The sequence below is a fragment of the Pseudomonas sp. UBA6323 genome, assembly GCF_002439135.1.
Taxonomy (GTDB): Bacteria; Pseudomonadota; Gammaproteobacteria; order Pseudomonadales; family Pseudomonadaceae; genus Aquipseudomonas.
This window is the reverse complement of the sequence record NZ_DJSX01000079.1, coordinates 1-13,385: the sequence shown is the minus strand read 5'-3', so window position 1 is coordinate 13,385 and position 13,385 is coordinate 1. Positions and strand designations below refer to the sequence as shown.

The following is a 13,385-nucleotide window of genomic DNA, read 5'->3' as shown; positions in this document are numbered from 1 at the left end:
ATGAGCACGAACAAGGCCGCGCCGCAGAAGCAGCGCATGGTGCAGGACAGCAAAGGTTCGGTTTATGAGCTCACGAGTGAGTTGAGCAGTGGTGGGCAGGGCGTTGTTTACCGCACCCAGTACCCACAAGCTCTGATCAAGGGGTTTACCAATAAGGATGAGCAGGCGCGCCGTCGTTGGCGTGAGCACATCGAATGGCTGACCCGGCAGGATCTGGCCGATTTGAAGCTGGCTAGACCGCTTGAACTGCTGGCTGAGCCACGCTGCGGTTATGTGATGGAGCTGATGGACGGGCTGGTGCCTTTGCAGGGGCTGCTGGACAGTTTTGCTAATGCTGAAGAAGAGGCGCATGAAGATTATCTGCGCCAGGGCGGGCTGCGTCGGCGTATTCGTATTCTGGGCCAGATGGCCAGAACACTGAATCAGTTGCACGGGCGCGGCATGCTCTACGGTGATCTGTCGCCGAACAATATCTTTGTCTCGGACGATCCGGCGTTTGCCGAGACGTGGTTGATTGACTGCGACAACATCAGCCTCGATAGCCACAGTGGCTTGACCCTGCACACCGTGGACTATGGCGCACCGGAAGTGGTGCGTGGTGAGGCGTTGTTGTCCAGCCTCACCGATTGCTGGAGCTTCGCCGTTATTGCCTATCAGTTGCTGACACACAACCACCCGTTCAAGGGTGAGATGGTCAGCGACGGTGAGCCTGAAATCGAGGATGCCGCGCTGCGCGGTGAGCACCCCTGGATCAACGATAGCGAGGACGACAGTAACGCTTGCTTCGTTAATCTGCCGCTGCAACTGCTGGAGCACAGCAAGCTGCCCCAACTGTTTAGCCGTTGCTTTGAGGGTGGGCGAGCCAGCCCCTATGAGCGCCCGGCTATGGCCGAGTGGCTTGAGGCGCTGGTTGAAGTGGACGAGCGCATCTATTGCTGCCCTGGCTGCGGCAGTACCAGCCTGTTGCCAGCGGACTTGCGGGCAGCGGACAAAGCGGAGTGTTATTTCTGCCCGGAGCCGGCTGACAGTCGTCTGGTTATGTTTGAGGAGTTCATTGCCTTGCCTGCCGAGCAGGACGGGGATGCGGAGGCTCCTCCAGACCTGGTAGCGACGGGGCGCAAGGTCTGGCTGCAGCCGGGAGGGCAGGTTGAGCTCAAGCGCTTGCTGCCGACGTTCAGCTATGACCGTTGGCCGGCTGACCATATCCGTATCGAGTACAGCGACAAGGGCCTGGGGATTTTCCCGCTTCCTGAGAGCCAGTTGCAGTTGCAGCGCGGGGAGAACATTAAACCGTTGCAGCGTTATCAGGGCCTCAAGGAGAGCCTGCGTGGCCAGGATGAGGAACCCTTCCTGATTCATGTAGGTGAGCCTGCGAAGTCAGGGCATAAGGACTCCGGGTTGCCCTCCAGCAAAGTCGTCTGGCAATTCCGGTGGTGATGGCAAATGGAATTTAAAGATTTCCCCATGCTGTCAGCCGATGTGCTGGCGCTTTCTACAGATGAGTCTGTGGATGCCTTGCAGGACGGGCAGGCGATTTTCCTGCAGCGCTATCAAGATGACTGGCTGGCGGTGCAGGGAGATGTGCGCATCCGCGTCAATTGTGCCAAGGCCGATGCCGAAATATTTGGCCGTCTGGCCCTGCGTGATCAGACCCGCTGGTTGCTGACCGGTACGAAGAAAAACAAGCTGCTGGTGCAATACTGCGCACCGGTTGAAGTAACGGCAATGCAGCTTGAACTGGGTGTTGATGAGCTGCTTGCTGAGGATTTGCACGCCAAGCGCGAAATTGCCGGCAGCACTGTTGAACTGGCCTGTCGCTGGTTTGCCGAGCACTTTGTGGTACAGGGCCTGGCTGAGGGTGACTGGCTGACGGTTGCTCGTTTCAGCAATACCGCTACCAAGGGCGGCTTTCAGTTGCTGGGTAATGGCTGGCGTGCCGATGTCGAGCGGCGCCAGGATGGCAGTTATCTGCTCAAGCGTGTTAACCGTCATACCCATCGTGATGGTGCATTCTCCATCCTGCTTGGCCAATTTGAATTTAAGGATGCCTCTGTTGCGGCTGCACTCGGCAGCGCCAGTCAGCAGGCTCTGCTGAGTGCGGCGCTGCGTGACAACGCCAGCTATCTCGAACTCTGGAATCTTTACAACGATAAAGAGTGGCAAAGAGCTTTAGAGCAGGCAGAAAGTTTGGGTTCTCTGGCTTACGCCGAGTGCCACGGCTTTCAGGAGGGGCGTGGCAATGCCTGGCGTCTGATTCCCAAGTCGCAGGAGCAGTATCAGGTGTTCCGCGAGCGCTGGCGCGATCTGGAGCTGAGCAGCAATGATCAGTTTGATCTGGGCGATCAGCGTCCGGACTGGCTGGAAGAGCTTTCATCCGAGAAGGCTCAAAGGACTGCCAATGCTCCGCGGGGGACTATTCGCTTCGAGCCAGATTGCGTGATTTTCAAACAGGCGGCGGGTAAGACCAACATCCGACCGAAAGCGGGGGAGGGCTGGTTGTATCTGTCTCTTGCCGGCCAACGTTCGATGGGTAAGCGTCGCTTGGCAGCCAAGCAGTCGATTGACTCGGGCACGCGACTGCCGCAATTGAAATGGCTGCTGGAAGGGGTTGCGGTTCCTGCTGCGCGACGACGCCCGATCAGCGGGCTGACCCCATACGTGCTGGAGTCTTTCAAGGGTGGCAAGCCGACCGAGAAGCAGGCGCTGGCGCTGGATTGCGCGCTCAATACCCCTGATCTGGCAATCATCATCGGCCCTCCTGGTACCGGTAAAACCCAGGTTATTGCAGCATTGCAGCGTTGTCTGGGGGAGCGAGCGGAGAAGCAGAATATTGCGGCGCAGGTACTGGTCAGCAGTTTTCAGCATGATGCCGTCGACAATGCACTGGAGCGTAGCGATGTATTCGGCTTACCTGGCGCGCGGGTGGGCGGCAAGCACGGCGAGAGTGATCAGGCGACTTTGATTGAGCCTTGGCTGGAACGCCAGGCGGCTCATTTGCACCGCAAGATTGCGCAGGAATACAGCCGCTTCCCTGAGCTTGAGCAGTTGCGGGCCATTTCCGCGAGGTTGGCCCTTGCCCGGGTAGCGAGTACCGGCCCTGCACAGCAGGCGGATGAGTTCCAGCGCCTTTTGCATGACTTGCGTGAACTGGAGCAAAGCGGCCTGGCATTGCCGCCCCGGCTTGAAAGTCAGTTCGAGGAGTATATCGATACGCTTGCCGGTCAAGCGCCGGCTACAGCTGCGGGAGGTCTGCCTCCCTCTCAGCTGCTCAGGCGTATCCGTGCTCTGCGTGTCGAGGTTGCTGCCTTTACCGATGATGGCGGCGAGCGTGCCTGGGATCTGCTGAGCTGGCTCAAGCGCCATGAAAAAGGTGTGGCCCCGGAGCTGCTGCGCCTGCTGGAAGAACTTGCCGACTGCTCGCACGTTGAGCCGGCGACCCTTCAGGCTCTGAAGATCTGGAAGGATCTGTTGCTTGATCAGCACTTGCCGGATTACCGGCCGGCTGCGCTGAAACGCCAGGTAGACCCTGATGGCCTAGCGCTGCTTGATGAGGTGGATCGCTATCTGGAAGACCGCATGGCCAAGCGCAAGCAGGGGGTTGCATGGGTCTTGGAGCAACTGGTCGATAGTCTGGAGTCCGATCGTTCCGCTGCGCGGGCTGTGGTCAATGAGTATTCGATGGTGGTCGGTGCAACCTGCCAGCAGGCTGCGGGCAAGCAGATGGAAATGTTGAAAGAGGTATCCACTAGCTCCAACTCGGATATCGAGTTCGATACGGTTGTCATCGACGAGGCAGCACGGGCCAATCCATTGGATCTGTTTATTCCGATGTCCATGGCCAAGCGGCGGATTGTTCTGGTGGGCGATGACCGCCAGCTCCCGCACATGCTTGAGCCGGATATCGAGGGGCAGTTACAGGAGGAGCATGAACTGACCGAACTGCAACTGGCGGCTTTCCGATCCAGTCTTTTCGAGCGTATGCGGGTCAAGCTACAGGATTTGGAAAAGCAGGATTCGATTCGCCGTGTGGTGATGCTTGATACCCAGTTCCGCATGCATCCGGTCTTGGGCAACTTTGTCAGTAAGCACTTCTATGAATGTGAAAACCTGGGGGTTCTGCATTCCGGCAGGCCGGCAGAGGCGTTTGTATTCAGCCAGGAGCTGCTTTCCAGGCTGGGGCCGCTGGCGGAGTCGTACCGTGGCCATGTTTGTCAGTGGATTGATGTGCCGACGGTACAGGGGCGTGATCAGCGCCGTGGCACTAGCCGGGTTCGAGAGGTGGAGGCGCAGCGCATTGCTGAAGAAGTGGTAAAGCTGATGCAGGCCGGCGGTGAGGCGTTGTCTGTTGGCATCATTACTTTCTACGCGGCACAGCGCGATCTGATCATGGAGAAGCTCGCTCAGCAGAAAATCGACGGTACTCCCTTGATGGTAAAGCGCGAGGGGGGCTACGAGCCGCATGAGCAGTTCAAGTTGACCCGCAAGGTGCAGGCAGATGGAAGCGTGGTTGCAGAGGAACGCTTGCGGGTTGGCTCGGTGGACGCCTTCCAGGGCAAGGAGTTCGATGTGGTGCTGCTGTCTTGCGTGCGCAGTTTCCAGCCCAATCGCTCGGTGCGAGCTGCTGCCAGCGAGGGGGGTGAGCGTGAGCTGCAACTGAACCGTCAGTTTGGTTTCCTGCGTTTGCCAAACCGCATGAACGTGGCCATGAGCCGGCAAAGGCAGATGCTGATTTGTGTCGGGGATGCTGCTTTGGCCAGTAACCCGGATGCACAAGAGGCTGTACCAGCTCTGGCTGCTTTTTATCAGCTGTGTGGGGGTGAGCATGGCTGCATTCGCTGAAACCGGTACTTATCTGCAGTTTGCTGAAAAGCCTCGCGGCGAGGCTAGGCCCTTGTTGTGGCCGGTGCTGGTTCATCGCGTGCTTTATCCCGAGGCAAAAGAGGCTCAGTTGAATCTGTTCCAGCGCGCTGTGCTGGGGTTGATCCGGGCACAGTTGACGCAAGCGGAGGCAATCGCTGAGTTGACCGGGCTGCATGTCAATCTGATCAAGCTGATACTGGCTCAAGGGGTGAGTAACGGCTGGCTGACTGATAGTGCCCGTGGGCTGACTGAAAAAGGCGAGCAACTGCTGGATGGTGAGTCTGTTGAGGATGACAACCTGAAGGCTGGTTATCTGTTCCAGGATGCTATCAGTGGTCAGTTCTGGCCACGCTTCGCTGAGCAGCTTGATTCGATCGAGCCCGAAGATCCGCTGCAACGCTATCCCGTATTCAAAGGGGAGCGGAAAAGCGGCAAGTCAATCCGGCCGTTTGTGATGGCGGCGGGCAAGTCATCACTGCCGACGTTGGATCATGAGGCTCTGGCGATAGCTTATCGCGACTATCGGGATGATTGCCGGGCAGCTCGGCAGCTCGATAGCGGCCAGTTCCCGCAATTCCTTAAGTTGTCTGGGGTGCAGCGGCTGGATGATACCGCCAAGCCTGCAAGGGTACTGCTCTGGGCCAAGCCTGATGACGAGGGGCTGGAGCTGTGGGCAGTCGACGATCCGTTTGCGCTGCGAGCCAACGCCTGGTGGTTACAGGATGCTTTGCGGGAGCAGACTGAGGGGGGTAGCAAGTACCTGCTCAACCATTTGCAGCCTTTGGTTTCTGTTCCGCGTGCGGATGATCAGACGGTTGAGCAGTGGCTGCAGGCCATGCGCCAGCAGGCGGATATGCAGGTGCTCACGGAATACCCCTGGGCGGCGCGGCAACCGGATATCAAGCGGCATTTGGCAGCCCTGCTACTGCGTATGAACAAGCTGGAACAAGGCGACCAGAGTGAGCAGGAACTGGATGCTGCAGTGATGGAGTGCCAGAAACTGCTTGAGGTCCTCATGCAGTGGTTGATTCACCAATATCCAGTTGAAGCAGGCCATCTGCCCAAACAGAAAAACCTTGGCCGAGGGCTAAATGCGCGCGTGCTATCCGCCTTGCAGTTGCCGGCGTTTACCGACGGGGTAATCAGCAAACTAGCCGGGCAAAACATCAATCAGATCATTTTGGCTTGCTCTCGGCCAGGCAGCTCCCTGAAGGCTTTGCTGTTTGCTGCAGCAATGGGAACGCTCAACCACTCCGGGCACCCGTTCAAGACGCTGTTAGCTCGCGAGCTGCAACTTGACAGGCTGTTGCTGCTTGCGGATTTGCGTAACCGCAGCAGCCATGCGCAGAGCCGCTTTACCGGACGAGAAGTCGCCCCCCTCACCTATGAGGAAACGCTGGATAACATCCAGTACGCGCTGGGCTTCACCGAATTTTTTAAGGAATGGATGTAATGGGCAAGAAAAGCTCGAACAAGTTTGGTCCACAGCAAATCCCTGCAGCGGCACCGTCTGCGGTCGGTATGGCCCGTGCTTCAGTGGAGCAGCAAGTGAATGTATGGAGCGCTTCTTTCGAGAACGCTTCCAAGGCCTATCAGTCTTTTGACATGACACTGGATATTTCTGTCGAGCGTGAGTGGTTGCGCGGCGTCTGCGAGCGTTTTGAGGGCGACAGTGATCTGGTTCGCTGGATTGAGCAATTCGCCACGCTCTGCAAGGAGTTGGTGCGCTTCAAGGAGCGTTTGCATGACGAATATGCCGAGAGGTGGGCTGCTGCCAGCAAACTAGCTGAAACTGCCGAGGCGGCGGCACTGGCGCAGGTAGCCGAACAGGAAGCGCTTGTGGCCGTCCGCTCCGGACTGGATGCAGAGAAAGCTGAGCTCAAGGCTGAGTGGGACAAGCTGCTTGAGGCTCAGCAGGAATTGGCGCTGAAGATGGCCGAAAATTTGGAGGCCGAGCGTTCCCTGAATATGCGAGAGGCCAATGCGCAAGCCGGCTTTGTTGCGGAAAACGAAGCGGCTTTACGTAAGCTGGAGGCGCAACAACGTCAGCAGGTGCGTCAGCATGAAGCGGATCTTCAGTCGTTGCGCGAAGACAAGCACCAGCTCGACGGTGAAATTTCCCAGGCAGCAAGGCGGCTGGCGGAGGTCAAGTTCAGTTGCACGGAGGCAGAGGCTGAACGTGTCAGGTTGCTTGATCAGCGTGAGCACGACATCAAGCAGAAAGTGGTCGAGTTAGATCGTGCGCGTAGCCGCCTGGATCGTGAGTGGGCGGATATCCAGGCAGAGGAAAAGGCCTTGCAGCAGCGTCTGGATGAGGAAATGGCATCCGAGCGGGCGAATCATCACCAGGTTGTTGCCAAGCTGGAAGAGCAGCGTGAGCGGGCCTGGAGCAAGGCGAATGAACTCAAGGAGCAGCTGCTCGATATTCAGGAGCTCAAGCAATCCCTGGGCGAAGTATCCGGAGCTGAGATCCTGCAGCAACTGGAAGCGCTGCGTCAGGAAAACCGTGAACTCAAGCGCAGCCTGGAGCAATCGGATACGGCGCAATTGCAGCGCGATAATGACTACCTGCGTGACAGCAAGGCTGATCTTGAAAGAGAAGTAGCTGAGCTACGCCCTGAGCGGGATGAGCTGCGTCGTGAGTTGAGCAACAAGCGTGTCGCGGCTACAGAGCTTGAGGCTGTGGCGCGTGAGAAACGTGTTCTGGAGCAACACAAGAATACCCTTACCGTTCACATTGATGATCTGGAAAGCCGCATCGAGCAGCTGACCAGTGCGCAGAAGACCCAGACGCCATTCCCTGCCATGTCGCTGATGGATAGTGAGCGTGATTACCGGGCGCGTATGGAACTGGATGAAGTGCCTGATCTAGAGACATTTGCCACCCAGTTACAGCATCGGATTGCTAAAGCTGAAAAGCATGTAGAACTGTTCTATCCGATCGAGGATATCCGCGTGCTGCTGGGTGGTTTGGCCATGAGCCAGCTGCATGTCTTCCAGGGTATCAGTGGTACCGGTAAAACAAGTCTTGCCAAGGCTTTTGCCAAAGCAATGGGGGGCTTCTGCACAGACATCTCAGTGCAGGCCGGTTGGCGTGATCGGGATGATCTTCTTGGTCATTACAACGCCTTTGAGCGACGGTTCTACGAGAAGGACTGCTTGCAGGCGCTATACAAAGCGCAGACCCCGCGTTGGGAAGACACCTGCAACATCATCCTGCTGGACGAGATGAACCTGTCGCGCCCTGAGCAATACTTTGCCGAGTTCCTCTCTGCCCTGGAGAAGAACAACCCCGATGAGCGCTTGATCAGCCTCTCGGAAACGTCGTTGCCCAATGCACCTGCGATGCTGGCCGAGGGACGCAAGATCAGGGTGCCAGCCAATGTCTGGTTTATTGGTACCGCGAACCATGATGAAACCACCAATGAGCTGGCGGACAAGACCTATGATCGTGCTCATGTAATGACTCTGCCCAAGCAGGATAAGCGCTTCACGATCAAGTCGTTTGAGCCGGCCAACTACTCTTATCGCTCCTTGCGCAAGGCATTTGGCAAGGCACGTGCTGAGCGCAAGGAGGAGGTCGTCAAGCTGCTGAAGGACTTGACCGGCGATGCCTTCACCGAACAGTTGGGCAGCCAGTTTGAGCTGGGCTGGGGGAACCGCTTTGAAAAACAGGCGCTGGATTTCATCCCTGTCATGCTGGCCTGCGGGGCCTCTTCGGGGGAGGCGCTCGATCACTTGCTGGCCACGAGAATCATGCGTCCTGGCAAAGTGACCGGCCGCTACAACGTTTCTGCCGAGACGCTGCGTAATCTGAAGGGCGCTCTGGAGGAGTTCTGGATCAGCGCTGATCTGGCGGGTGATCCGCGCAAGTCTATGGAGCTGTTGGAGGCTGATATTCGTCGCCTGGATGGGCGTAGCTGATGTGGATTGATCGTTTTACTGGTGAGCAGTGCCGGCACTTGCCCGCCCTCATTCCGCCCGGTCGCTATCAGTCCGTGGGTGACGGGCCTGCGTTCAATGGACATACACCGGTATTTACGGGTGTGCTGGTGAGTGATGGGGACCAGCGCTGCCAGTTGGGTGATGAGGCTTGCACTTTTACGCCGTCGCAAAAAAGTCTGGCGGCGGCAACGGAATTGCTGAGCAAGGTCATTACGACTATTGATGCCGAGGCGCTGCAGGCGCCTTTGATGTCCCCCCTGATGCCCGCTTCCATCATTGATGCCAAGAGCCATCTGCAGCCCTTTGAGGAGCAGCTTCTGGATGTGGTGAAGCAAGGGCATCTGCATCACATCTCGCAGCGTCCGCGCCTTGATCTGCATTATGAGGATGAGGTGGCTGATATCGGGCGCGCACGCCGTTTGGCAAAAGGGGCTTTGGTGCATCTGGCCTCGCACTCGGAGTGCTGGCAGCGGCAGACCTTGAGTGGCGTGATCCCCAAGAAGGTACTGGCCCGCTTCAGCGAAGATGACTATGGCATCTATGAGAATCGTGTCTTTGCGCGCTTGCTGGATAAGATTGAACGCTATTTGCACGGACGCCTGGCGGAGTTGCGTGGCTTGCAGGCGACGCTGAATCAGGCGCTGCGCTTCTATGAGGCGGAGAATGTCGATTACCGTCTGCGTGAAGAAATTTGTCGCTTGTGGGGGATGACATTCAGCGCAGAGGAAACCAGTAACGCATCAACGTTGCTTGGTAAAACGCTTAATCAACTTGAGGGCTTGTACCAGACGATTACGGGTCTGCAGCAAAGTGGTCTGTATTTGTTGGTCAGTCGGCAGGCGCAAGTGACAGGTGCGCTGCATATGACCAACATACTTGGCCACGACCAGCATTATCGGCATCTGGCTATCTTGTGGGATCAGTTGGCGAAGGTGGCGCAGGCCAAGCGTGCCACGCCAGCAGAGCGCTTCAGGCAGAACCAGTCTCTTGCTTCTGTCTATTCTCGTTACGCCGGTCTGGTTATGAGGAGGGCACTGCTGCCTTATCTGAATGGCCAGGACGAAGGTGTCTGGGCCGGAAGGCACATACTTCTTCGGCAACGTGGGCTGGAGTGGCAATTGCTTTGCAGTTCTCCTGGCCTTTCAGCGCCAGAGGAGGTATTGCTTACCATTGTGCCTTGGTTGAGTGATGCGCCTGCTCCTGAGGTGACCCCACAGAGCAAGGAGCGGTTTATCGCCTGGCCGGCAATGGGGCAGGAGATTGATGCGGCTTATTGCCCGGAGCAGTGGATACCGCTGTCTCCCACGGACATGTATTGCACGGAGCGCTTTGGCTTGCTGGTTGACCAGGTGCTTTGCCGAATGGCTCTGATTACGTATGCGCAGCCGTTGCAAAAAATCCCGCAAAAAGTGCTGGAACAGGCAAAGCAGGTTGCGGGGGTTCAGGTTAATTCAGAGCAAAATGAACTGATTGTTACTGAGGCCTTGGCCGGGGAGGCAGTGACGGCGCTCAAGGAGGCATTGGTTGCCTCTAACTCCACTGCGCAAGCGTCAGCCCTGGAAGGTCACAACCAGGCGATTCTTGCTTTGGAAAAGTGCCCGGTGTGCTCTGGCAGGGCTCCGCTGGTTTTCCAAAGCCCTTTAGGGTTCAAAGCCAACTGTTTGGATAAAAAGTGCGCAACGCGCTATCTGCGCTTGGAGCAGACCGGGCGTGTTTTTGAACAGTCAATACCGGAGTCCACTGGGTTTACGGTGGTTGGACGAAGGGCATTTACGATTAGGCAGATGGCTGGCGCCTGAGATGATACCCGGCCGCTAACGCTAACGTTCATTTGCGACAGGGTGTGCAGTTGTTCGTCGGTTTGTCAGGCGCTGTGGCGCCTCGATACGGCCGACCACTCGTTCTCGACCAAAAACAGCAGGCTGTTTGGGGTGGCGAACTTTTGACAAGTCAGCGTCCTGTGCAGGTCTGATATGCAATTTGTGACCAGCCCCAGATCGACGGTTCCCATAGACGCTGATGGATTCAATGGATTGGTGCCCCATCATGTAGGCGAGAGCTTCATCGCTTTCACCTGACGCTTTCAGGTTCGAACCAATCTGGTGCCTGAAGCTTTTCAGGGTCGGCTGCTGTTTGCGCCGTGGCCACAGAGCACGGCACTCCTTGCGCAGGCGATCCCGAATAGCTGTATTAGTGCGAGGGCAGATACGCATCCATTTCGCGGCGCCAGCCACAACCTGGAGCACGGCAGGGTCGTCAATGACCAGTGTTCTGTCGGCGCCCCTATCCTGCGGAGCATTTTTTTTGCCGCCAATGATATGAACGTGATTGCCTGTCACCGTGATCGAGCGCATCTCACAGGGGCGTACCCCCAAGTAATAGGCAAGTACGAGCGACCAGGCCTCGTCCATGAATTCACGCGCTAACAGATGCTCCTGAAGCTCTCTGTAGTCTTCTTCAGTGATCGAGCGGATTTGCTTGAGTTTGGGTTTCTTGGGAAGTGTTGAACCTTGCGCTGTCACTGGGTTGACAAGCTGCTTGATGGCTTTGGCCGCTTGGTGTGAATCGCCCCTAGTTTCGTAGACACCTCCAAGCCTCATAATGAGGCCTATCAGGAGGTGCCATGAGCAACCAGCGTTACCCCGAAGAATTCAAGATCGAAGCGGTCAAGCACATCACTGAGCGCGGCTTGCGTGTTGCCGATGTGGCAGAGCGTCTAGGTGTGTCCGCGCATAGCCTGTACGCCTGGGTAAAGCGCTACAGCAAGCCCCAAGTACAGCGGCAGCAGGTAGATGATCAGCAAGCCGAACTGCGTCGTTTGCGCGCTGAACTCAAGCGAGTGACCGAAGAGCGAGACATCCTAAAAAAGGCCGCCGCGTACTTTGCCAAGGAGTCCGGCTGAAGTACGCCGTTATCAGCAAGCTGTCGGTGGAGTACCCGGTGCGGCGCCTCTGCCAGACCCTCCAGGTACATCCCAGCGGTTACTACGCCTGGCTGGCCGAGCCGAAATCTGCACGCGCCAAGGAGGATCAGCGTCTGCTCGGATTGATCAAGCATGCCTGGTTGGAAAGCGGCGAGGTCTACGGCTACCGCAAGATCCACGACGACCTGCGTGAGCTGGGCGAGTCTTGTGGCCGGCACCGCGTGGCTCGCCTGATGCGGGGAGAGGGACTGCGCTCGCAGACCGGTTATCGTCGGCGCCCCGGGTACTATGGTGGCAAGCCGACTGTGGCCTCGCCCAACCGTCTGGAGCGGAAGTTCAACGTCAGTGAACCGAACAAGGTCTGGGTCACCGACATCACTTACATCCGCACCTATGAGGGTTGGTTGTACTTGGTGGTGGTACTGGATCTGTTTTCGCGCCAAGTGATTGGCTGGTCGATGAAGCCACCCGCGCCTTCTTCCACTCGGCGTAGACGTAGGGTTGCACCGGCAAGGGGCGCAGCGCCAGACGATCCAGAGCCTCGAAGGCCGAGTGCCGGGAGCCCGGCAGCTTGCGAAACGGGCGGCGATTGAGCCGCTCCAGCAACACGGAGATGGCGCTGTTGAGTTCATCCAAGGAGAAGAACTGACGGTTGCGCAGGGCCGCGAGGATCCAGCGCTCGACCACCTGCACGCCGACTTCGGCCTTGGCCTTGTCGCGCGGCTTACGCGCCCGCGCCGGCACCACCGCCACTCCGTAGTGCTCGGCAAGGTCGCGGTAGCTGGGGTTGATGTCCGGCTCGTAACGATGGGCCTTGCTTACCGCGCTGCGCAGGTTGTCCGGCACCACGATCTCCGGCACGCCGCCGAGGAAGGCGAAGCAACGGGTATGCGAGCCTAGCCAGTCCGGCAGCTGCTGCGACCAGGTGGCTTCGGCGAAGGTGTAGCTGGACGCGCCAAGCACCGCGACGAACACCTGCGCCCGGCGGATCTCGCCGCTGTGGCGGTCGATAACCGGCACCGTCTGCCCGGCGTAGTCGACGAACAACTTCTCGCCGACGCGATGCTCCTGGCGCATCACCACGTCCAGCTTGCCCTGCCAGGCCCGGTAGTGCTCGCAGAACCAGCTGTACTGAAAACCCTGCGGCTGGTTCAGGCGGTACTCCTGCCAGAGCAGCGCCAGGGTCACGCCGGGGCGACGCAGCTCGGCATGCACCCAAGACCAATCAGGCAGCGGTCGTTGTTCGGAGGGTACCGCCGGCGGTGGCGGGAACAGCTGCTGCTCCAGTTCGGAATCGGACAACGAACAGGGCCAGGCTAGACCGCTGGCGGCAAAGCGGTTGAGGTAATCGCCGACGGTGACACGACCGACCTGCACACTGACTGCAATCTGGCGAGCCGATAGCCCGACCTCGAACTTGAGACGAAGTACTTCGCGAATCTTACGCATGGATAAACGCTCCACGACGACCTCTCTGCTTCGAAAAAGAGGTCGATGGTAGTGAAGAAATCCTGCGTTACTGCCTGCCCGGTTGAGTGGCCGGATGGCCGTGGAATCAGTGGCCGGATCACCGTGGAATCGGTGGTCAGATGCTTATGGAATGGGTGGCCAGATGACCGTGGAATCCGCACTATACCTGTAAGCGAACGGGCATCAC

Annotated in this window: 6 protein-coding genes and 2 pseudogenes; 6 read left to right on the top strand and 2 right to left on the bottom strand. The window is 58.0% G+C overall.

The window, feature by feature from the left end:
• The 5 genes from B3P22_RS19340 to B3P22_RS19320 are packed head-to-tail and all read left to right on the top strand — an operon-like array spanning nucleotide 1 to nucleotide 10,604.
• Nucleotides 1-1,437: a protein kinase domain-containing protein gene (locus B3P22_RS19340; RefSeq protein WP_296272184.1), complete on the top strand. Its 1,437-nt coding sequence runs from the start codon at nucleotides 1-3 to the stop codon at nucleotides 1,435-1,437.
• Nucleotides 1,438-1,443: 6 nt separating this feature from the next.
• The gene (locus tag B3P22_RS19335) at nucleotides 1,444-4,839 is read left to right on the top strand and encodes a DEAD/DEAH box helicase (RefSeq protein WP_296272182.1); all 3,396 of its coding nucleotides are present in this window, start codon (nucleotides 1,444-1,446) and stop codon (nucleotides 4,837-4,839) included.
• Complete coding sequence (locus B3P22_RS19330) at nucleotides 4,823-6,313, top strand: hypothetical protein (RefSeq protein ID WP_038666039.1); 1,491 nt, start codon at nucleotides 4,823-4,825, stop codon at nucleotides 6,311-6,313. The genes B3P22_RS19335 and B3P22_RS19330 overlap by 17 nt, the downstream gene beginning before the upstream one ends.
• On the top strand, nucleotides 6,313-8,784 hold the full coding sequence (locus B3P22_RS19325) for an AAA family ATPase (RefSeq protein ID WP_038664477.1): 2,472 nt from the start codon (nucleotides 6,313-6,315) through the stop codon (nucleotides 8,782-8,784). Before B3P22_RS19330 ends, B3P22_RS19325 begins: the two co-directional genes overlap by 1 nt.
• Nucleotides 8,784-10,604, top strand: a complete 1,821-nt coding sequence (locus B3P22_RS19320) for a hypothetical protein (protein WP_230585268.1) — start codon at nucleotides 8,784-8,786, stop codon at nucleotides 10,602-10,604. Before B3P22_RS19325 ends, B3P22_RS19320 begins: the two co-directional genes overlap by 1 nt.
• 21 nt (nucleotides 10,605-10,625) lie before the next feature.
• Here B3P22_RS19320 and B3P22_RS19315 read toward each other — a convergent pair whose 3' ends face one another.
• The gene (locus B3P22_RS19315; protein WP_051605121.1) at nucleotides 10,626-11,405 is read right to left on the bottom strand and encodes a site-specific integrase; all 780 of its coding nucleotides are present in this window, start codon (nucleotides 11,403-11,405) and stop codon (nucleotides 10,626-10,628) included.
• A gap of 23 nt (nucleotides 11,406-11,428) precedes the next feature.
• Between B3P22_RS19315 and B3P22_RS19310 the strand changes: the two are divergent.
• A pseudogene (locus B3P22_RS19310) lies at nucleotides 11,429-12,195 on the top strand (IS3 family transposase); the annotation flags it as partial.
• Here B3P22_RS19310 and istA read toward each other — a convergent pair.
• A pseudogene (gene istA, locus B3P22_RS19305) lies at nucleotides 12,194-13,177 on the bottom strand (IS21 family transposase); the annotation flags it as partial. The pseudogenes B3P22_RS19310 and istA sit on opposite strands and share 2 nt — an antisense overlap.
• Nucleotides 13,178-13,385 lie beyond the last annotated feature (208 nt).